A 20,459-nucleotide genomic window follows, 5' to 3' on the forward strand; every position below is an offset into this window, starting at 1 on the left:
AGTTATGACATGCAATCGCGCCACTTGAAGTTGCTCGCCGCCGCCACATTGACCGCATGGTCCCTCACTGCCGGGTTGGCACACGCCGCCGGCGTCCTGACCATCGGCTGCCGTGAAGACAGCACCACGTTCGACCCGATCAAAAGCGCGCAAAACCGCGACACTTGGGTATTCGCCAACGTCTACGACACCCTGGTACGTGTCGACAACCTGGGCACCAAGATGGAGCCGGGCCTGGCCGAAAGCTGGGACATCTCCAAGGATGGCCTGACCTACACCTTCAAACTGCGTGATGCGAAGTTCTCTGATGGCTCGGCGATCACCGCTGACGATGCCGCGTTCAGCCTGTTGCGCATCCGCGACAACAAGGCTTCGCTGTGGGCTGATCCGTTCAACCTGATCAACACGGCCAAGGCGTCGGACCCGAAAAGCCTGGTGGTCACGCTGAAGACCCCGGCGGTAGCCTTCCTCTCGCAATTGGCGTCGCCGACGGTGTCGATCCTGTCGGAAAAAGCCATGACCAAAATGGGCGAAGACGCCTACTCGGAAAATCCGGTGACTTCCGGCGCGTTTACCGTGGACGAGTGGCGCAAGGGTGATCGGGTGATTCTGAAGAAGAACCCGAACTTCTGGCAGGCCAAGAACGTGAGCCTGGATGGCGTGGAGTGGGTCTCCGTGACCGACGACAACACGCGCATGCGCATGGTGCAGAACAATGAGCTGGACACGGCGATCTTCGTACCCTTCTCGCGGGTTGAAGAGCTGAAGAAAGACAAGAACGTGGTGATCCACGCCGACCCCTCCACCCGTGAAGATCACCTGCTGATCAACCACGATCACGGTCTGCTGGCCAAGCCGGAAGTGCGTCAGGCGCTGGACATGGCCATCGACAAACAATCGCTGGTGAAGACCGCCACTTACGGTCAAGGCACCGTGGCTTATTCCTACATTCCAAAGGGCTCGTTGTACCACTACGCCAACAACCTGCAACGTCCGTATGACCCGACCGCTGCGAAGAAGCTGCTGGAACAGGCCGGTGCCAAGGACTTGAAGCTCAACTACGTGGTCAACGCCGGCAACGAAGCCGACGAGCAGATTGCGGTGATCATCAAGGACCAATTGGCCAAGGTCGGCGTGACCGCCAACCTGCAAAAGGTCGACCCGACCCAGAGCTGGCAGATGCTGGTGGACGGTGAGTACGATATTTCGGTGATGTACTGGACCAACGACATCCTCGACCCGGACCAGAAGACCACCTTCGTGCTGGGCCATGACACCAACCAGAACTACATGACCCGTTACAAGAACGACAAGGTCAAGGCACTGGTGGCGCAAGCGCGCATCGAGGCGGACCCGGTCAAGCGTGAGCAGATGTATGTGGAACTGCAGAAGCTGGCGAAACAGGACGTAAACTGGATCGACTTGTACTACAGCCCGTACATCAACATCTCACGCAAGAACGTGAGCAACTTCCTGCAAAACCCGCTGGGCCGTTTCACCCTCGAAGAAGTGGTGAAAAACTAACCCTGCGCACCTGATGTGGGACGAGACCTGTGGTGAGCGGGCTTGCCCCGCGTTGGGCTGCGAAGCGGCCCCATAGAGTCACCGCGATCTAACAGAAAGACCGCGGTGTCAGATTTTAGGGCCGCTTCGCAGCCCAGCGCGGGGCAAGCCCGCTCACCACAAAAGCCCGCTTCCACAGCGGCTTCGCGGTGTTCAGGGCCTATTGCGCGTCGAACGCCTGGCCGTTGATGCCGGTACTGTCCGGCCCCATCAGGTACAGGTACACCGGCATGATCTCTTCCGGAGCAGGCCGCTCCATCGGGTTTTCCCCGGGATACGCCTGGGCGCGCATGCTGGTGCGCGTGCCACCTGGATTGATGCTGTTGGAGCGAACCGCTGCCACATCCTCAAGCTCATCGGCCAAGGTTTGCATCAAGCCTTCGGTCGCAAACTTCGACACGCCATAAGCGCCCCAGTAAGCCCGACCCTTGCGCCCGACACTGCTGGAGGTGAACACCACCGACGCATCCTGGGACAATTTGAGCAGCGGCAACAGCGTGCTGGTCAACATGAACATCGCGTTGACGTTCACGTGCATCACCCGCATGAAATTCTCACCGGACAACTGCTCGATCGGCGTGCGTGGGCCGATGATCGAGGCGTTGTGCAGCAGGCCGTCGAGGTGGCCGAATTCCTTTTCGATCATCGCGGCCAGCTCATCGTATTGATGGGGCAGGGCGGTCTCCAGGTTGAACGGAATCACCACCGGTTGCGGCTGGCCGGCTGCTTCGATTTCGTCATACACCTTGGCCAGGTTGGCTTCGGTCTTGCCCAGCAACAGCACGGTGGCGCCATGGGCGGCGTAGGTTTTCGCCGCCGCCGCGCCAATCCCGCGACCGGCACCGGTTACCAGGATCACCCGGCCTTTGAGCAGTTCTGGACGTGCGGAGTAATCAAACATAAACAACCTCGACAGAATTCACAGAAAATCCAAGCACCCCTTGTAGGAGCGAGCTCGCTCGCGAAAAACGTCAACGATAACGCGGGGTATCTGGATCAACGCGGCGATCTCGGGTTCTTCGCGAGCAAGCTCGCTCCTACAGAGGGGAGCGAACCATCAGCAACTGCACAGTGCGTTATCCAGCACCTTGCGCAGTTCCAGCGGGTGATCCACCACCACATCGGCGCCCCAATGGCGCGGATTGTCGTCCGGGTGGATGTAGCCGTAGGTGACCGCTGCAGTGCGCGTGCCGGCGTCGCGGCCGGACTCGATATCGCGCAGGTCGTCGCCCACGAACAGCACGCTGGCCGGGTCCAGGTCGAGCATCTTGCACGCCAGGATCATCGGCTCCGGGTCCGGCTTGCTGTTCTTCACATGATCGGGGCAGATCAGCAGCGCCGAGCGCTCGGCCAGGCCCAGTTGCTGCATGATCGGTTCGGCAAAGCGCAGTGGCTTGTTGGTGACCACGCCCCAGACCAACTTGGACTTCTCGATGTCCTCCAGCAGCTCGGCCATGCCGTCGAACAGTTTGCTGTGGACCGCGCACCCTTTGAGGTAGCGCTCGAGAAACTCTTGGCGCAGCTCCTCGAAGCCTGGGGATTCCGGGTCCATGGAAAAGGTCACGGCCACCATCGCCTTCGCACCGCCGGAAATTTCATCGCGGATGTGCTGGGGGTTGATCGGCCCCAGGCCGCGGTCGGCCCGCATGGCCTGGCAGATGGCGATAAAGTCTGGCGCGGTATCCAGCAGGGTACCGTCCATGTCGAAGAGAACCGCTCGCAACTTCACAGGCTCACTCCTCGCGCAGGGTCTGGATCATGTAGTTGACGTCAACGTCGTTGGCCAGCTTGTAGTGCTTGGTCAGCGGGTTGTAGGTCAGGCCGATGATGTCCTTGACGGTCAGCCCGGCCTGGCGGCTCCAGGCGCCCAGCTCGGACGGGCGGATGAATTTCTTGAAGTCATGGGTGCCGCGGGGCAGCAGCTTCATGATGTATTCGGCGCCGATGATCGCGAACAGGTAGGCCTTGGGGTTGCGGTTGATGGTGGAGAAGAACACTTGGCCGCCGGGCTTGACCATGCGGAAGCACGCGCGGATCACCGAGGACGGGTCCGGTACGTGTTCGAGCATTTCCAGGCAGGTGACCACGTCGAACTGCTCGGGCATTTCTTCGGCCAGGGCTTCGGCGGTGATCTGGCGGTATTCCACGCTCACGCCGGATTCCAGTTGATGCAGTTGGGCCACGGCCAAGGGCGCTTCGCCCATATCGATGCCCATCACGGTCGCGCCGCGCTGGGCCATGGCTTCGCTGAGGATGCCGCCGCCGCAACCCACGTCCAACACCTTCTTGCCGGCCAGGTTGACGCGCTCGTCAATCCAGTTGACCCGCAGCGGGTTGATATCGTGCAGCGGCTTGAATTCGCTCTCGCGGTCCCACCAGCGGTGGGCCAGGGCTTCAAACTTGGCGATTTCGGCGTGGTCGACGTTGCTCATGGTGAATCCTCTAAACCTGATAAATCGTTTGGTCAGTCCTGAACCCAGGGGTTCAAAACCTTCGTTATTCGTTGTGCCCGCTGATGCGTTGGCCCCAGGCGATGGCCGTGGCGGTCAACTGTTGTTCATCCATGCGGGTCAATTGCCGGTCGTCGAGCAACTGCTTGCCGGCGACCCAAAGGTGTTTCACACAATCGCGTCCGGTGGCATATATAAGCTGCGAGACCGGATCGTAGATCGGTTGTTGCGCCAGCCCCGACAGATCGAAGGCGACGATATCCGCCGCCTTGCCGACCTCCAGCGAGCCGATCTCGCTTTCCAGGCCCATGGCCCGTGCACCGTTGAGGGTGGCCATGCGCAGGGCGCGATGGGCATCCAGCGCGGTGGCCGAACCGGCGACAGCCTTGGCCAGCATCGCTGCGGTGCGGGTTTCGCCCAGCAGATCGAGGTCATTGTTGCTGGCGGCGCCATCGGTGCCGATGGCCACGTTCACGCCAGCCTGCCACAGCCGCTCCACCGGGCAAAAGCCGCTGGCCAGTTTCAGGTTGGATTCCGGGCAGTGAATGATGCTGGTGTTGCTTTCTACCAGCAAAGCCAGGTCATCCTCGCTGATTTGGGTCATATGAACGGCCTGGAAGCGCGGGCCCAAGAGCCCGAGGCGACCCAGGCGCGCTAATGGCCGTTCGCCGGTCTGCTCGACCGCTTGCTGTACTTCAAAGGCGGTTTCGTGAACATGCATGTGGATCGCGGCGTCCAGCTCTTCGGCGATCACGCGGATTTTCTCCAGGTTGTCATCGCACACGGTGTAAGGCGCGTGGGGGCCGAAGGTAATCTTGATGCGCGGGTGGTGTTTAAGGTCGCCGAATAGCTCGACGCCCTGGCGAATCGCCTCGTCGGGCGTGCTGGCGCCGGGGATCGGAAAGTCCAGGATCGGGATCGCAATCTGCGCGCGCATGCCACTGTTGTGCACGCAGTCACTGGCGACCTTGGGGTAGAAATACATGTCGGAGAAGCAGGTGATGCCGCCCTTGAGCTGTTCGGCGATGGCCAGGTCGGTGCCGTCGCGTACGAAGGCTTCGTCGACCCACTTGGCCTCGGCGGGCCAGATATGTTTTTCCAGCCAGGTCATCAGCGGCAGGTCGTCGGCCAGGCCCCGGAACAGGCTCATTGCCGCGTGCCCGTGGGCGTTGATCAGACCGGGGCTGAGCAGCATGCCGGGCAGTTCGCGCACTTCGTTGGCTGAAAGCTTCAGCGCTGCGGCCCGTGGGCCGATAAACGCAATGCGCCCGTCGCGGATGCCCAGACCGTGCTCCTTGAGCACCACGCCAGCGGGTTCGACCGGTACCAGCCAGGTTGGCAGCAACAATAAGTCGAGCGGGGCGGCAGTGGCAGTCATCGCAGGCTTCTTCCCAGGCAGCTATAAAAGAAGGGCGAAGTATACCCGAGCGTCCTGGCTGGCGGATCGCTATAATCGGCGGCTTTGTTTATGAGTGCGGAGTAAGGGATGCGCGATCGACTGTTGGCAGCGGAGAAAGTGAAGGCCATCGATTGGCGTGATGGCGCGCTGTACCTGCTCGATCAGCGTGCCTTGCCGTCCCGGGAAAGCTGGGTGGCCTGCGTGACGGTCGATGAAGTGGCGGCCGCCATTCGTTCGATGGTGGTGCGCGGTGCGCCGGCCATTGGCATCAGTGCCGCCTATGGCTTGGTGCTGGCCGCCCGTGAGCGCATCGCCGAGGGTGGTGACTGGCAGGCCGCATGGGAAGACGACTATGCACTGCTGGCCGATACCCGACCCACCGCGTCGAATCTGTTCTGGGCGTTGAAACGCATGCGCGACCGCCTGGACCGCGTCAAAAAACACGCCGATCCGCTGGCGGTGCTGGAGGCGGAAGCGATTGCCATCCATGAAAGTGATCGCGAAGCCAACCTCACCATGGCGCAGTTGGGTGTCGAGCTGATCCGCAAGCACCAGGGCAATGCCCAGGCCATCCTCACTCACGGCAACGCAGGCGCCCTGGCGACCGGCGGTGTCGGTACGGCGCTCGGGGTGATTCGTGCGGCCTATCTGGAAGGCATGGTCGAGCAGGTCTACGCCAATGAAACCCGGCCCTGGCTGCAAGGTTCGCGGCTGACCGCCTGGGAGCTGGCGGGCGAGGGCATTCCGGTGACGGTGAATGCCGACTCGGCCGGCGCGCACATCCTCAAGACCAAAGGCGTGACCTGGGTGATCGTCGGCGCCGATTGCATTGCCGCCAATGGCGATGTGATCAGCAAGATCGGCACCTACCAGTTGGCCGTGTGTGCAATGCACCACGGCGTGCGCTTCATGGTGGTGGCGCCGAGTTCGACCCTGGACCTGATGATGGCCACTGGCGATGATGTCGCCCTGGAAGAGCGCGATACCGGCGAGTTGCTGGAAGTCGCCGGCCAGCGTTTCGCAGCCGATGTGAGCGCCTACAATCCGGTGTTTGACGTGACTCCGGCCGACCTGATCGACGTGATCGTGACCGAAAAAGGCGTGGTCGAGCGGCCGGACACCGCCAAGCTGGCCAAGTTGATGTGCCGTAAGCGCCTGCATTAAGCCAATTTGCCTCCGGAAACGGGCATGGATCCAGCTCTGAGCCCCTCTCGTCGCCCTCAAGCCTGTCACCCGTCAACTTACTATGCTCCATGCGCATCAGGGGGATAGGTGCGTGGCGGCGATTGTGATAACATCCGGCGGTTTCCAGGGTTGCCCCGAGGGGTGGCCTATAACGTGCAGATCCGTGTCATAACTCGTTGATTTGTCGTAAGTCGTTGTCAGGCACTCTGCCGGCAGCGGCGAGCTTCGTTCGTCCCATATGGATGTGACGAGGTTTCACCCGAAAAAGGAATCAGGCTTCTCATGGGCGAACTGGCCAAAGAAATCCTCCCGGTCAATATCGAAGACGAGCTGAAACAGTCCTACCTCGACTACGCGATGAGCGTAATTGTCGGTCGGGCACTGCCTGATGCGCGCGATGGCTTGAAGCCCGTGCACCGGCGTGTGCTGTTCGCGATGAGCGAGCTGGGTAACGATTGGAACAAGCCGTACAAGAAATCTGCCCGTGTTGTCGGTGACGTGATCGGTAAGTATCACCCCCACGGCGACACTGCGGTGTACGACACCATCGTTCGGATGGCCCAGCCGTTTTCCCTGCGCTACCTGCTGGTAGACGGCCAGGGTAACTTCGGTTCGGTCGACGGCGACAACGCCGCGGCCATGCGATACACCGAAGTGCGCATGACCAAGCTGGCGCACGAGCTGCTGGCCGACCTGCATAAAGAAACCGTGGACTGGGTGCCGAACTACGACGGCACCGAAATGATCCCGGCGGTCATGCCGACCAAGATCCCCAACCTGCTGGTCAACGGTTCCAGCGGTATCGCCGTGGGCATGGCGACCAACATCCCGCCGCACAACCTCGGTGAAGTCATCGACGGTTGCCTGGCGCTCATCGACAACCCTGAGCTGACCGTTGATGAGCTGATGCAATACATTCCTGGTCCGGACTTCCCGACCGCGGCGATCATCAACGGTCGCGCCGGCATCATCGAAGCCTACCGCACCGGTCGTGGCCGCATTTACATGCGCGCCCGCTCGATAATCGAAGACATCGACAAGGTCGGTGGCCGCCAGCAGATCGTCATCACCGAACTCCCGTACCAGTTGAACAAAGCGCGTCTGATCGAAAAGATCGCCGAGCTGGTCAAAGAGAAGAAGCTCGAAGGCATTACCGAGCTGCGCGACGAGTCCGACAAAGACGGTATGCGCGTGGTGATCGAGCTGCGTCGTGGCGAAGTGCCTGAGGTGATCCTCAACAACCTCTACGCCCAGACCCAGTTGCAAAGCGTGTTTGGTATCAACGTGGTTGCGCTGATCGACGGCCGCCCGCGCATCCTGAACCTCAAGGATCTGCTGGAAGCCTTCGTCCGTCACCGCCGCGAAGTGGTCACCCGCCGTACCGTGTTCGAACTGCGCAAGGCCCGCGAGCGTGGGCACATCCTGGAAGGTCAGGCTGTGGCGTTGTCGAATATCGACCCGGTTATCGCCTTGATCAAGGCTTCGCCAACCCCGTCGGAAGCCAAGGAAGCGCTGATCAGCACGCCTTGGGAATCCAGCGCCGTGGTGGCCATGGTTGAACGTGCCGGCGCCGATTCGTGCCGTCCAGAGACCCTGGACCCGCAATACGGTCTGCGCGAAGGCAAGTACTTCCTGTCGCCAGAGCAAGCCCAGGCCATCCTGGAGCTGCGCCTGCACCGCCTGACCGGCCTGGAGCACGAAAAGCTGCTGGCCGAGTACCAAGAGATTCTCAACCAGATCGGCGAGTTGATCCGCATCCTCAGCAGCGCCGTGCGCCTGATGGAAGTGATCCGCGAAGAACTGGAAGTGATCCGCGCCGAATACGGCGACGTGCGTCGCACCGAGATCCTTGATGCCCGCCTCGACCTGACCCTGGGTGACATGATCCCGGAAGAAGAGCGCGTGGTGACCATCTCCCACGGCGGTTATGCCAAGACCCAGCCATTGGCTGCGTACCAGGCCCAGCGCCGTGGCGGTAAAGGTAAATCGGCTACCGGCGTGAAGGATGAGGACTACATCGCTCACCTGCTGGTCGCCAACAGCCACACCACGCTCCTGCTGTTCTCCAGCAAGGGCAAGGTGTACTGGCTGAAAACCTACGAGATCCCGGAAGCGTCCCGCGCTGCCCGTGGTCGTCCGCTGGTCAACCTGCTGCCGCTGGACAGTGATGAGTACATCACCACCATGCTGCCGGTCGAGGAATACACCGAAGGTCACTTCATCTTCATGGCTACCGCCAAAGGCACCGTGAAGAAGACCCCGCTGGAATCCTTCAGCCGTCAGCGCAGTGTGGGCCTGATCGCCCTGGAGCTGGACGAGGGTGACGTACTGATCTCCGCTGCCATCACTGATGGCGAGCGTGAAGTCATGCTGTTCTCCGACGGCGGCAAGGTCACGCGCTTCAAGGAATCCGACGTTCGCGCCATGGGCCGTACCGCTCGCGGTGTGCGCGGCATGCGCCTGCCGGAAGGGCAGAAGCTGATTTCGATGCTGATCCCGGAAGAAGGCAGCCAGATCCTCACCGCTTCCGAGCGTGGTTATGGCAAGCGTACAGCCATCAGCGAGTTCCCGGAGTACAAGCGTGGCGGCCAGGGCGTGATCGCCATGGTCAGCAACGACCGCAACGGCCGTCTGGTCGGCGCGGTCCAGGTGCTCGATGGCGAGGAAATCATGCTGATTTCCGACCAGGGCACCCTGGTACGTACCCGTGTGGCCGAAGTGTCGAGCCTGGGCCGTAACACCCAGGGCGTGACCCTGATCAAGCTGGCCAAGGACGAGAAACTGGTCGGCCTGGAGCGTGTCCAGGAGCCGTCGGAAGTCGAAGGCGAGGAGCTGGAAGGTGAGGAGTTTGACGGCGAGGTGATCGCAGCCGGCGATGACAACGTCGACGAGCCCACCCTCGATGCTGCCGCAGACGAAGAAGAACCGCAGGAATAAGCGGACACACAGGGGGCGGATGAAGATTCGCCCCCTTGTTGTTTGTCCCCTTTGAAACATGTGGAAGCTGGCTTGCCTGCGATGGCATCACCACGGTATCACTGACGTACCGAGGCGCCTGTATCGCAGGCAAGCCAGCTCCCACAACGGTCCGCTCCGGAAACAGAGCGTTACCGAACATGATTGCAGCCCCACCAGATCAGAGTGAGATTGGATGTGAGCAAGAGAGCCTATAACTTCTGTGCCGGTCCCGCGGCGCTTCCTGAAGCAGTCCTGCAGCGTGCGCAGGGTGAACTCCTCGACTGGCATGGAAAAGGCCTCTCCGTGATGGAAATGAGCCATCGCAGCGATGAGTTCGTGTCCATCGCCACCAAGGCCGAGCAGGATCTGCGCGACTTGCTGGACATCCCATCCAACTACAAAGTGCTGTTCCTGCAGGGCGGCGCCAGCCAGCAGTTCGCCCAGATCCCGCTGAACCTGCTGCCGGAAGACGGCACGGCTGACTATATCGACACGGGCATCTGGGGCCAGAAGGCCATTGAAGAGGCTTCCCGTTACGGTCACGTGAACGTCGCGGGTACCGCCAAGCCTTACGACTACTTCGCCATTCCCGGTCAGAACGAGTGGAAGCTGTCGAAGGACGCTGCCTACGTTCACTACGTTGCCAACGAAACCATCGGCGGCCTGGAGTTTGACTGGGTGCCGGAAGTGGGTGACGTGCCGCTGGTGTGCGACATGTCCTCGGACATCCTCTCGCGTCCTATCGATGTGTCCAAATACGGCATGATCTACGCCGGCGCGCAGAAGAACATCGGTCCGAGCGGCATCCTGGTCAACATCATCCGTGAAGATCTGCTCGGTCGCGCCCGTTCGCTGTGCCCGACCATGCTCAACTACAAGGTCGCGGCCGATAACGGCTCGATGTACAACACCCCGCCGGCGTTCGCCTGGTACCTGTCCGGCCTGGTCTTCGAGTGGCTGAAGGAGCAGGGCGGCGTCGCCGCCATGGGCAAGCTGAACGAAGAGAAGAAGCGCACCCTGTACGACTTCATCGACGCCAGCGGCCTGTACAGCAACCCGATCAATCTGACTGACCGCTCGTGGATGAACGTGCCGTTCCGGCTGGCTGACGACCGTCTGGACAAGCCATTCCTGGCCGGTGCCGACGAGCGTGGCCTGCTGAACCTCAAGGGTCACCGTTCGGTCGGTGGCATGCGCGCGTCCATTTACAACGCCGTCGACATCCACGCGATCAACGCGCTGGTTGCCTACATGGCGGAGTTCGAAAAGGAACACGGCTAATGTCTGAGCAAGAACTCAAGGCGCTGCGCGTACGCATTGACAGCCTGGACGAGAAAGTCCTGGAACTGATCAGCGAGCGCGCGCGGTGCGCCCAGGAAGTGGCACGGGTGAAGATGGCGTCCCTGGCTGAAGGCGAAGTGCCGGTGTTCTACCGTCCGGAGCGTGAAGCCCAGGTGCTCAAGCGTGTCATGGAGCGCAATAAAGGCCCGCTGGGCAACGAAGAGATGGCGCGGTTGTTCCGTGAAATCATGTCTTCGTGCCTGGCCCTGGAGCAGCCGCTGAAAGTGGCTTACCTCGGTCCTGAGGGTACTTTTACCCAAGCGGCGGCCATGAAGCACTTCGGCCACGCGGTGATCAGCAAGCCAATGGCGGCGATCGACGAAGTGTTCCGTGAAGTGGCGGCCGGTGCGGTGAACTTTGGCGTGGTGCCGGTGGAAAACTCCACCGAAGGCGCGGTCAACCACACGCTGGACAGCTTCCTCGAACATGACATGGTGATCTGCGGCGAAGTCGAGCTGCGTATCCACCATCACCTGTTGGTGGGCGAGAACACCAAGACCGACAGCATCAGCCGTATCTACTCCCACGCCCAGTCCCTGGCCCAGTGCCGCAAGTGGCTGGACGCGCATTACCCGAATGTCGAGCGCGTGGCGGTCTCCAGCAATGCCGAGGCGGCCAAGCGGGTCAAGGGTGAGTGGAACTCGGCGGCCATCGCCGGTGATATGGCAGCGGGCCTGTATGGCCTGACGCGCCTGGCCGAGAAAATCGAGGATCGCCCGGACAACTCCACGCGTTTCCTGATGATCGGCAGCCAGGAAGTGCCGCCAACGGGCGACGACAAGACGTCCATCATCGTCTCCATGAGCAACAAGCCCGGCGCGCTGCATGAGCTGCTGGTGCCGTTCCACGACAACGGGATTGACCTGACGCGCATCGAGACTCGTCCTTCGCGCAGCGGTAAATGGACTTACGTGTTCTTTATCGACTTCATCGGCCACCACCGCGACCCGCTGGTCAAAGGTGTGCTGGAGAAAATCAGTCAGGAGGCCGTGGCACTCAAAGTGCTGGGCTCTTACCCGAAAGCGGTTTTGTGAGGCTTTAACATGAGTGGCAACTTCCTCGCCCTGGCTCAGCCGGGCGTGCAACAACTGTCGCCTTACGTTCCGGGCAAGCCTGTGGACGAGTTGGCGCGTGAGTTGAACCTGGATCCGGCGAACATCGTCAAGCTGGCCAGCAACGAAAACCCGCTGGGTCCGAGCCCTAAAGTGTTGGCGGCGATTCGTGAAGAGCTGGCTGAGCTGACCCGCTACCCCGATGGCAACGGTTTTGCCCTCAAGTCGCTGTTGGCGCAAAAGTGCCGGGTCGAGTTGAACCAGGTCACCTTGGGCAATGGCTCCAACGACATTCTTGAGCTGGTGGGTCGTGCGTACCTGGCCCCAGGCTTGAATGCGGTGTTCAGCGAGCACGCGTTTGCGGTCTATCCGATCGTGACCCAGGCGGTCGGTGCTGATGCGCGCGTTGTTCCTGCGAAGGATTGGGGGCACGACCTGCCAGCCATGCTGGCGGCGATCGACGCCCAGACCCGCGTGGTGTTTATCGCCAACCCGAACAACCCGACCGGCACCTGGTTCGATGCGCAAGCGCTGAATGACTTCCTGCAAGACGTGCCGGAACACGTGCTGGTTGTGCTGGACGAGGCCTACATCGAATACGCCGAAGGCAGTGATTTGCCGAACGGCCTGGATTACCTGGCGGCGTACCCGAACCTGCTGGTCTCGCGTACGTTCTCCAAGGCGTATGGCCTGGCGTCGCTGCGGGTCGGCTATGGCCTGTCCACCGCTGTAGTTGCCGATGTGCTGAACCGTGTGCGCCAGCCGTTCAACGTCAACAGCCTCGCCCTGGCGGCGGCCTGTGCGGCGGTGAAGGATGCCGAGTACCTGGAAGAAGGTCGTCGCATCAACGAAAGCGGCATGTTGCAACTGCAGGAAGGCTTCCGTGAGTTGGGCCTGGGTTGGATTCCGTCCAAGGGCAACTTCATTTGTGTCGACCTCGGCCAAGTGGCTGCGCCGGTATTCCAAGGGCTGTTGCGCGAAGGCGTGATCGTGCGTCCGACCGCCAACTACGGCATGCCGAACCACCTGCGCATCACCATCGGCCTGCCGGCAGAAAACGCCCGCTTCCTGGAGGCACTGGCCAAGGTTCTGGTCCGTGGTTGATGTCACTGCATTGCAACCTGCTGTGCCTATGATCGGTCGCCTGGTGGTGGTCGGTCTGGGATTGATCGGCGGCTCCTTTGCCAAAGGCCTGCGTGAAAGCGGGCTGTGTGGCGAAGTGGTCGGTGTGGACCTGGACCCACAATCGCGCAAGTTGGCGGTTGAGTTGGGCGTGGTGGATCGCTGTGAGGCGGACCTGGCGCTCGCGTGCCAGGGCGCAGACGTGATTCAGTTGGCCGTTCCGATCCTGGCCATGGAGAAATTGCTCGCCGTACTGGCGGGTATGGACCTGGGCCAGGCGATCCTGACGGACGTCGGGAGTGCCAAAGGCAATGTGGTGCGCGCGGCGCAACGGGCCTTTGGTGGTATGCCGGCGCGTTTTGTGCCCGGGCATCCGATTGCCGGCTCCGAGCAGAGCGGGGTGGAGGCGTCCAATGCGCAGTTGTTCCGTCGCCATAAAGTCATCCTGACGCCGCTGGAGCAAACCGATCCGGCTGCATTGGCGGTGGTGGATCGTTTGTGGCGTGAGTTGGGTGCGGATGTCGAGCATATGCAGGTCGAGCGTCATGACGAAGTGCTGGCCGCGACCAGTCATCTGCCGCATTTGCTCGCATTCGGCCTGGTGGACTCCTTGGCCAAACGCAACGAAAACCTCGAGATTTTCCGATACGCCGCCGGTGGCTTCCGTGATTTCACGCGTATTGCCGGCAGCGACCCGGTGATGTGGCACGACATCTTCCTCGCCAATCGCGAAGCGGTGTTGCGCACCCTGGACACCTTCCGCAGCGACCTCGACGCCTTGCGCGACGCGGTTGATGCCGGAGATGGCCATCAATTATTGGGTGTGTTCACCCGTGCGCGGGTGGCGCGTGAGCATTTCAGCAAGATCCTGGCGCGCCGGGCCTACATGGAAACCGCAGTGAACGCTGATGAGTTGACCTTCCTCGCCGAACCGGGTGGCCGCTTGAGCGGGCGTATTCGGGTGCCGGGCGACAAGTCAATCTCCCACCGTTCGATCATGCTGGGTTCGTTGGCTGAGGGTGTGACTGAGGTCGAAGGTTTCCTTGAAGGTGAAGATGCCCTGGCGACCTTGCAGGCATTTCGCGACATGGGCGTGGTGATTGAGGGCCCGCACCATGGGCGCGTGACCATTCATGGCGTAGGGCTGCATGGCCTGAGACCGGCGCCGGGGCCGATTTACCTGGGTAACTCCGGCACTTCCATGCGGCTGCTGTCGGGTTTGCTGGCCGCGCAGAGTTTCGACAGTGTGCTGACTGGCGATGCGTCCCTTTCCAAGCGCCCGATGAATCGCGTAGCCAAGCCCCTACGGGAAATGGGTGCAGTGATCGAGACCGGGCCAGAAGGGCGTCCGCCGCTGACCATTCGTGGTGGCCAGTCGTTGAAAGGCCTGGCTTACGCGATGCCGATGGCCAGTGCCCAGGTCAAATCCTGCCTGTTGCTGGCCGGGTTGTACGCTGAAGGCAAAACCGCGGTGACCGAGCCTGCGCCGACCCGCGACCATACCGAGCGCATGTTGCGTGGCTTTGGCTATCCGGTGGCGGTGGAGGGCGCGACGGCATCGCTGGAGTCCGGTCATGCGCTGACGGCTGCCCATATAGAAGTGCCGGGGGATATTTCTTCTTCGGCGTTCTTTCTGGTGGCAGCTTCGATTGCCGAGGGTTCTGAGTTGCTGCTGGAGCATGTGGGTGTCAATCCGACGCGTACCGGCGTGATCGATATCCTGCGGCTGATGGGCGCGGATATCACCTTGGAAAACCAGCGTGAGGTGGGTGGAGAGCCTGTCGCGGATCTGCGCGTAAGAGCGGCAGCGTTGAAGGGTATCGAGATTCCTGAAGCGTTGGTGCCGTTGGCGATCGATGAGTTTCCAGTGTTGTTCGTCGCCGCGGCCTGTGCCCAGGGACGAACGGTGTTGCGTGGCGCTTCAGAGCTGCGTGTGAAGGAGTCCGACCGTATCCAGGTCATGGCCGACGGTCTGTTGGCGCTGGGCGTTAAGTGTGAACCGACCCCTGATGGGATTATCATTGAGGGTGGCCTGATGGGCGGTGGTGAAGTGCATGCCCATGGTGATCACCGGATTGCCATGGCATTCAGCGTGGCTTCCCTACGGGCGGCGGCGCCGATTCGTATCCGTGACTGCGCCAATGTTGCTACGTCTTTTCCGAATTTTCTTACACTGTGTGCCCACGTCGGCATCCGTGTTGCCCAAGAGGCTCAATTGTGAATATCAAAGCACCGGTGATTACCATCGACGGGCCAAGCGGCTCGGGCAAAGGCACGATCGCCGGCATCCTGGCCAAGCGCCTGGGCTGGTGCCTGCTGGATTCTGGCGCGCTGTACCGCCTGCTGGCGTTCGCCGCGCGCAACCATGGCGTCGACCTGACCAACGAAGAATCCCTGAAGCTGCTGGCGGCGCATCTGGATGTGCAGTTTGTCGGCGCGACGGAAGGTCATCCCCAGCGCATCATCCTTGAAGGGGACGATGTGACGGATGACCTGCGCAACGAGCAGGTCGGCTCGTGGGCGTCCCAGGTTGCCGCGCTGCCGGCCGTGCGTGATGCGCTGCTGCAGCGTCAGCGGGCTTTTCAAGAGCCGCCGGGCCTGGTGGCTGATGGCCGTGATATGGGAACCGTAGTGTTTCCCGAGGCGCCATTGAAGATTTTCCTGACCGCCAGCGCCGAGGAACGGGCTCGCCGCCGCTACTTGCAGTTGAAGGGCAAAGTCGATGGTGTTAGTCTGTCGAGTCTGCTAGATGAGATCCGTGCACGCGATGAGCGTGATACCCAGCGCGCAGTAGCCCCGCTCAAACCGGCGGCTGATGCCATACAGCTGGATTCCACGGAGTTGTCCATCGAGCAGGTGCTGGAACGCATCTTGAGTGAAATCGCCATTCGCGATATCACCGGGTGATCAAGAAGGCCGCAGGGGACCAGTCATAGTCCTGCGGTGGCTTCTTTTAACTGAAACTGACCCACACCGTCTGGGGTGTGGAGATGGGCGTATTCTTCGCCCTTATCAACAGGAATTAAAATGAGCGAAAGCTTTGCGGAACTCTTTGAAGAAAGCCTAAAAACCCTGAACCTTCAGGCAGGCTCCATCATCACCGGTGTTATCGTTGATATCGATTACCAAGCTCGCTGGGTAACCGTTCACGCTGGTCTGAAGTCTGAAGCTCTGATCCCGCTGGAACAGTTCTACAACGATGCTGGTGATCTGACAATCAATGTCGGTGACGAAGTTCACGTTGCTCTGGACTCGGTTGAAGACGGTTTCGGTGAAACCAAGCTGTCCCGTGAAAAAGCCAAGCGCGCTGAATGCTGGATTGTTCTCGAAGCAGCCTTCGCAGCTGAAGAAGTGGTCAAGGGCGTTATCAACGGTAAGGTTAAAGGCGGCTTCACTGTCGACGTTAACGGCATCCGTGCGTTCCTGCCAGGTTCTTTGGTCGACGTTCGTCCTGTGCGCGACACCACGCACCTGGAAGGCAAAGAACTCGAATTCAAGGTCATCAAGCTCGACCAGAAGCGCAACAACGTTGTCGTTTCCCGTCGCAGCGTCCTGGAAGCAGAGAACTCCGCCGAGCGTGAAGCTCTGCTGGAATCCCTGCAGGAAGGCCAACAAGTCAAAGGTATCGTCAAAAACCTCACCGACTACGGCGCATTCGTCGACCTGGGTGGCGTGGATGGCCTGCTGCACATTACCGACATGGCTTGGAAGCGTATCAAGCATCCTTCCGAAATCGTCAACGTTGGCGACGAGATTGATGTCAAGGTTCTGAAATACGATCGCGAGCGCAACCGTGTTTCCCTGGGCCTGAAGCAACTGGGTGAAGATCCATGGGTTGCTATCAAAGCCCGTTACCCAGAAAGCACTCGCGTTACCGCGCGTGTTACCAACCTGACCGACTACGGCTGCTTCGCTGAGCTGGAAGAAGGCGTGGAAGGCCTGGTACACGTTTCCGAAATGGACTGGACCAACAAAAACATCCACCCTTCGAAAGTCGTACAAGTCGGCGACGAAGTGGAAGTTATGGTTCTGGACATCGACGAAGAGCGTCGTCGTATCTCTCTGGGCATCAAGCAGTGCAAATCTAACCCATGGGAAGATTTCTCTGGCCAGTTCAACAAGGGCGATAAAATCTCCGGCACCATCAAGTCGATCACCGATTTCGGTATCTTCATTGGTCTGGACGGCGGCATCGACGGCCTGGTTCACCTGTCCGACATCTCCTGGAACGAAGTGGGCGAAGAAGCTGTTCGTCGTTTCAAGAAGGGCGACGAGCTGGACACCGTTATCCTGTCGGTTGACCCAGAGCGCGAGCGTATCTCCCTGGGTATCAAGCAACTGGAAAGCGATCCGTTCTCCGAGTACGTTCAAGAGAACGACAAAGGCGCAATCGTTAAAGGCACTGTGAAAGAAGTTGACGCCAAAGGCGCCATCATCGTTCTGGCCGACGATATCGAAGCGACTCTGAAAGCCTCCGAAATCAGCCGTGACCGCGTTGAAGATGCGCGTAACGTTCTGAAAGAAGGCCAGGAAGTAGAAGCCAAGATCATCAGCGTTGATCGCAAGAGCCGCGTAATCCAACTCTCCATCAAGTCGAAAGACGAAGTTGAAGAGAAAGAAGCTATTCAGAGCCTGAAATCTGCTCCGGAAGCTGCACAAGGCGAGACCACCATGGCCTCCCTGCTGCGCGAAGCAATGGCTAAGCAGAACTAAGTTCTGTAAAGCTGTAGAAAAAGGGCGACTTCGGTCGCCCTTTTTTGTGCTTGAAATTCGTTGAATCAACAACCTAGAACCAAGGCGTTCAGCTCAGTGTCAGAACTGGCTATAGTCTTAAGAAAAAAGCGGTTCCCGTGTTGTAGCTTCAGTAAGGATTTGAATGAACAGGCTTATCGTAGTACTCGCCGTGGTAATGCTCGCAGGCTGCTCCGCTACCAGCGCCAAGACCCATGCCAAGCGCGGCGTCAGTGGCATCGAGATCGACTGCTCAGGGCTTGGCAACAACTGGCAGAAGTGCGAGAAGCGCGCCACTCGAGAGTGCAAGATGCAGGGCTACAAGGTCATCACCAGGTCCAGTGATGCCCAGGATGAAGAGGGTGACTCTCTCTTCGGCTGGAACCCCGCCGGTGCAGTGACGCGGACGATGCTGGTGATCTGCAATTGAACGAATAGCACCTTCAATGCGGGGGTTTATTCAACCGGCAGATAAGTTTATGCATGGGCTGTTCAAATTCATCAAGTCATGCTAAAACCTTCGGAGCGCTTTTCCTAGCTGCTTGAAAAAGAAGGGAAAAATATGACGAAGTCGGAGTTGATCGAACGAATTGTCACCCATCAAGGGCTGCTCTCATCCAAAGATGTCGAGCTGGCTATCAAGACCATGCTTGAGCAAATGTCCCAATGCCTGGCGACCGGGGATCGCATTGAGATCCGTGGGTTTGGGAGCTTTTCCCTTCACTATCGCGCGCCGCGTGTGGGCCGTAACCCGAAAACCGGCCAGTCCGTCAGTCTTGACGGCAAGTTCGTACCTCACTTCAAGCCGGGTAAGGAATTGCGTGATCGTGTGAACGAAGACGAGGAAGAAGGCGTCTGATCGACTTTCAGGAGAATGTTATGTCTAGACTTGCGCGCTTTGCATCGATTGTATCTGTTTTGTTCTTCGCGCTCGTTGTCGTTTTTTTTGTGCTCGAGAATCAGCAAGGTGCGACACTGTCGTTTTTAGGCTGGTCCACGGTTGAGCTACCTGTTTCAGTTTTCACCTTACTGGCGTTACTCGTGGGAATGATTGTTGGGCCTGCACTAGGTGTGGTGCTTGGCCGTAAGAGAATACGTCAGAAGGCCTGATCGATATGTGCTTTAGGGCTGCCGTAGTCTTATGCTCGAACCATGCGGCATTTTATCCTCTCGGCAAGCGAAGCCTGACATAAGGGCGAGCTAGTCCTCCTATTTTAAGGTGGGGCTTTTTACTGCTCTGACGAAGTCTTTAAGCGCTTATCTGTATGAAATCTTCCGTCATGTCACTTCAATAACCAGTCAGCGTTAATCTCCCTAGGGTGTCGAGTCTGGTGCCCATCCTCTCATTGCCGTTTGGGCATGTCCTCACGCATCCGTGTTCGCTTTTGACTTTAAGGATGCAGGCCTTAAAATAGCCACCAATTTCCATGCCCTTCATCTTTAACTGCACCACACCAAGCTTATTTTTCGGGCTGTTTGCTAACGAGCTTCGACGTTTTCCTTGAACCTCTTCACCGTTGAGCATTCCGGGGCGGCAGGTTGGCTTTGTTGGTCTGCAGGCATTGAGGTGAGTGGCCGACTAGAAGCTTGTCGTGATGTGCGCGTTGCTTTAGGACTTACTATGTTCAGCGGAAAAACGCTTCTAATCACCGGTGGCACCGGTTCATTCGGCAACGCCGTCCTCAAGCGTTTCCTCGACAGTGGTATCGCAGAAATCCGCATCTTCAGTCGCGACGAGAAGAAGCAGGACGACATGCGTAAGCGTTATGCCGACACCAAGCTGAAGTTTTACATAGGTGATGTGCGCGACTACCAGAGCGTTCTCAATGCCACGCGCGGCGTGGATTACATTTTTCACGCTGCTGCTCTGAAACAGGTGCCTTCCTGCGAGTTTCATCCCATGGAGGCGGTCAAGACCAACGTTATTGGCACTGAGAATGTCCTGGAAGCCGCTATCCAGAATTCGGTCAAGCGAGTGGTTTGCCTGAGCACCGACAAGGCTGTCTACCCGATCAATGCCATGGGTATCTCCAAGGCAATGATGGAAAAAGTCATGGTTGCCAAATCCCGTAACGTGGATGATGCCAAGACGGTTATCTGCGGTACTCGCTACGGTAACGTCATGGCTTCACGAGGTTCTGTGATTCCTCTGTTCATCGAACAGATTCGTGCAGGTCAGGCATTGACGTTGACTGATCCGAGCATGACGCGCTTCATGATGACGCTGTCGGACGCCGTGGACTTGGTGTTGTATGCTTTCGAGCACGGCTGCAATGGTGATCTTTTTGTTCAGAAGGCACCAGCGGCGACAGTTGAAACCCTGGCCAAGGCTTTGACCGCAATGGTCGGTAAGCCTGAGCATCCTATCCAGGTCATCGGTACTCGTCATGGCGAAAAGCTGTTTGAAGCGCTGCTGAGCCGTGAAGAAATGGCTTGCGCTGAAGACAGGGGCGATTACTACCGCATTCCGCCCGACCTGCGTGACTTGAACTACTCAAAATTTGTAGAGCAGGGCGAAGAAAAAATCTCTCGCACAGAAGACTACAACTCTCATAACACTGAGCGGTTGGATGTGGCCGGCATGCAACGGCTGCTGCTCAAACTCGAGTTCATGAAGGCAATCCAGCGTGGCGAACTCGCTACGCCGGAGGAGTGAGT

Annotated in this window: 17 protein-coding genes; 13 read left to right on the forward strand and 4 right to left on the reverse strand. The window is 59.4% G+C overall.

Annotated elements, in window-relative coordinates; translation table 11 throughout:
- Window positions 1–9 precede the first annotated feature (9 nt).
- Entirely contained in the window at window positions 10–1,524 is a 1,515-nt protein-coding gene (locus RB216_RS08190; protein WP_308908540.1) for an ABC transporter substrate-binding protein, read from the forward strand.
- Between the two features lie 199 nt (window positions 1,525–1,723).
- Here RB216_RS08190 and RB216_RS08195 read toward each other — a convergent pair whose 3' ends face one another.
- From RB216_RS08195 to RB216_RS08210, 4 genes are all read right to left on the reverse strand, one after another.
- Window positions 1,724–2,464, reverse strand: a complete 741-nt coding sequence (locus RB216_RS08195; RefSeq protein ID WP_122686636.1) for a YciK family oxidoreductase — start codon at window positions 2,462–2,464, stop codon at window positions 1,724–1,726.
- A gap of 156 nt (window positions 2,465–2,620) precedes the next feature.
- Window positions 2,621–3,292 (reverse strand): N-acetylmuramic acid 6-phosphate phosphatase MupP, encoded by a 672-nt coding sequence (mupP, locus tag RB216_RS08200; protein ID WP_028619466.1) that lies wholly within the window; start codon window positions 3,290–3,292, stop codon window positions 2,621–2,623.
- 4 nt (window positions 3,293–3,296) lie between these two features.
- Window positions 3,297–3,995: a bifunctional 2-polyprenyl-6-hydroxyphenol methylase/3-demethylubiquinol 3-O-methyltransferase UbiG gene (gene ubiG / locus RB216_RS08205; RefSeq protein WP_003189760.1), complete on the reverse strand. Its 699-nt coding sequence runs from the start codon at window positions 3,993–3,995 to the stop codon at window positions 3,297–3,299.
- Window positions 3,996–4,059: 64 nt separating this feature from the next.
- Window positions 4,060–5,391, reverse strand: coding sequence for a TRZ/ATZ family hydrolase (locus RB216_RS08210; protein ID WP_028619467.1), 1,332 nt, complete (start codon window positions 5,389–5,391; stop codon window positions 4,060–4,062).
- 108 nt (window positions 5,392–5,499) lie between these two features.
- Here RB216_RS08210 and mtnA point away from each other — a divergent pair, with 108 nt between their 5' ends.
- From mtnA to RB216_RS08270, 12 genes are all read left to right on the forward strand, one after another.
- Entirely contained in the window at window positions 5,500–6,576 is a 1,077-nt protein-coding gene (gene mtnA, locus RB216_RS08215) for an S-methyl-5-thioribose-1-phosphate isomerase (protein ID WP_308908542.1), read from the forward strand.
- Window positions 6,577–6,879: 303 nt separating this feature from the next.
- Window positions 6,880–9,534 carry a DNA gyrase subunit A gene (gene gyrA, locus RB216_RS08220; protein ID WP_028619469.1) on the forward strand — a complete coding sequence of 885 codons (2,655 nt, stop codon included), beginning with the start codon at window positions 6,880–6,882 and terminating at the stop codon, window positions 9,532–9,534.
- Between the two features lie 216 nt (window positions 9,535–9,750).
- A complete protein-coding gene (gene serC / locus RB216_RS08225) occupies window positions 9,751–10,836 on the forward strand; it encodes a 3-phosphoserine/phosphohydroxythreonine transaminase (protein WP_028619470.1) in 1,086 nt (361 codons plus the stop codon).
- Window positions 10,836–11,930 carry a prephenate dehydratase gene (pheA, locus tag RB216_RS08230; RefSeq protein ID WP_003172650.1) on the forward strand — a complete coding sequence of 365 codons (1,095 nt, stop codon included), beginning with the start codon at window positions 10,836–10,838 and terminating at the stop codon, window positions 11,928–11,930. Before serC ends, pheA begins: the two co-directional genes overlap by 1 nt.
- 9 nt (window positions 11,931–11,939) lie before the next feature.
- Window positions 11,940–13,052: a histidinol-phosphate transaminase gene (gene hisC, locus RB216_RS08235; RefSeq protein WP_308908543.1), complete on the forward strand. Its 1,113-nt coding sequence runs from the start codon at window positions 11,940–11,942 to the stop codon at window positions 13,050–13,052.
- Between the two features lie 28 nt (window positions 13,053–13,080).
- Entirely contained in the window at window positions 13,081–15,291 is a 2,211-nt protein-coding gene (locus RB216_RS08240; protein WP_028619472.1) for a bifunctional prephenate dehydrogenase/3-phosphoshikimate 1-carboxyvinyltransferase, read from the forward strand.
- The gene (cmk, locus tag RB216_RS08245) at window positions 15,288–15,977 is read left to right on the forward strand and encodes a (d)CMP kinase (protein WP_028619473.1); all 690 of its coding nucleotides are present in this window, start codon (window positions 15,288–15,290) and stop codon (window positions 15,975–15,977) included. The genes RB216_RS08240 and cmk overlap by 4 nt, the downstream gene beginning before the upstream one ends.
- Before the next feature lie 120 nt (window positions 15,978–16,097).
- Window positions 16,098–17,783, forward strand: coding sequence for a 30S ribosomal protein S1 (rpsA, locus tag RB216_RS08250; protein ID WP_016975322.1), 1,686 nt, complete (start codon window positions 16,098–16,100; stop codon window positions 17,781–17,783).
- Window positions 17,784–17,946: 163 nt separating this feature from the next.
- On the forward strand, window positions 17,947–18,231 hold the full coding sequence (locus RB216_RS08255; protein WP_028619474.1) for a hypothetical protein: 285 nt from the start codon (window positions 17,947–17,949) through the stop codon (window positions 18,229–18,231).
- 132 nt (window positions 18,232–18,363) lie between these two features.
- Window positions 18,364–18,660, forward strand: a complete 297-nt coding sequence (gene ihfB / locus RB216_RS08260) for an integration host factor subunit beta (RefSeq protein ID WP_003218804.1) — start codon at window positions 18,364–18,366, stop codon at window positions 18,658–18,660.
- Between the two features lie 20 nt (window positions 18,661–18,680).
- The gene (locus tag RB216_RS08265) at window positions 18,681–18,911 is read left to right on the forward strand and encodes a lipopolysaccharide assembly protein LapA domain-containing protein (RefSeq protein WP_028619475.1); all 231 of its coding nucleotides are present in this window, start codon (window positions 18,681–18,683) and stop codon (window positions 18,909–18,911) included.
- A gap of 511 nt (window positions 18,912–19,422) precedes the next feature.
- Window positions 19,423–20,457, forward strand: coding sequence for a polysaccharide biosynthesis protein (locus RB216_RS08270; RefSeq protein WP_016975325.1), 1,035 nt, complete (start codon window positions 19,423–19,425; stop codon window positions 20,455–20,457).
- Window positions 20,458–20,459 lie beyond the last annotated feature (2 nt).

The organism is Pseudomonas canadensis, from assembly GCF_030980095.1.
Lineage (GTDB): Bacteria > Pseudomonadota > Gammaproteobacteria > Pseudomonadales > Pseudomonadaceae > Aquipseudomonas > Aquipseudomonas canadensis.

Excerpts from the sequence above, each read along its gene's own strand:
- ihfB (WP_003218804.1), top strand. The coding sequence starts at position 18,364 with ATGACGAAGTCGGAGTTGATCGAACGAATTGTCACCCATCAAGGGCTG.
- RB216_RS08210 (WP_028619467.1), bottom strand. The coding sequence starts at position 5,391 with ATGACTGCCACTGCCGCCCCGCTCGACTTATTGTTGCTGCCAACCTGG.
- gyrA (WP_028619469.1), top strand. The coding sequence starts at position 6,880 with ATGGGCGAACTGGCCAAAGAAATCCTCCCGGTCAATATCGAAGACGAG.
- RB216_RS08255 (WP_028619474.1), top strand. The coding sequence starts at position 17,947 with ATGAACAGGCTTATCGTAGTACTCGCCGTGGTAATGCTCGCAGGCTGC.
- RB216_RS08265 (WP_028619475.1), top strand. The coding sequence starts at position 18,681 with ATGTCTAGACTTGCGCGCTTTGCATCGATTGTATCTGTTTTGTTCTTC.
- RB216_RS08195 (WP_122686636.1), bottom strand. The coding sequence starts at position 2,464 with ATGTTTGATTACTCCGCACGTCCAGAACTGCTCAAAGGCCGGGTGATC.
- ubiG (WP_003189760.1), bottom strand. The coding sequence starts at position 3,995 with ATGAGCAACGTCGACCACGCCGAAATCGCCAAGTTTGAAGCCCTGGCC.
- mtnA (WP_308908542.1), top strand. The coding sequence starts at position 5,500 with ATGCGCGATCGACTGTTGGCAGCGGAGAAAGTGAAGGCCATCGATTGG.
- pheA (WP_003172650.1), top strand. The coding sequence starts at position 10,836 with ATGTCTGAGCAAGAACTCAAGGCGCTGCGCGTACGCATTGACAGCCTG.
- hisC (WP_308908543.1), top strand. The coding sequence starts at position 11,940 with ATGAGTGGCAACTTCCTCGCCCTGGCTCAGCCGGGCGTGCAACAACTG.
- RB216_RS08270 (WP_016975325.1), top strand. The coding sequence starts at position 19,423 with ATGTTCAGCGGAAAAACGCTTCTAATCACCGGTGGCACCGGTTCATTC.
- rpsA (WP_016975322.1), top strand. The coding sequence starts at position 16,098 with ATGAGCGAAAGCTTTGCGGAACTCTTTGAAGAAAGCCTAAAAACCCTG.
- RB216_RS08240 (WP_028619472.1), top strand. The coding sequence starts at position 13,081 with ATGATCGGTCGCCTGGTGGTGGTCGGTCTGGGATTGATCGGCGGCTCC.
- RB216_RS08190 (WP_308908540.1), top strand. The coding sequence starts at position 10 with ATGCAATCGCGCCACTTGAAGTTGCTCGCCGCCGCCACATTGACCGCA.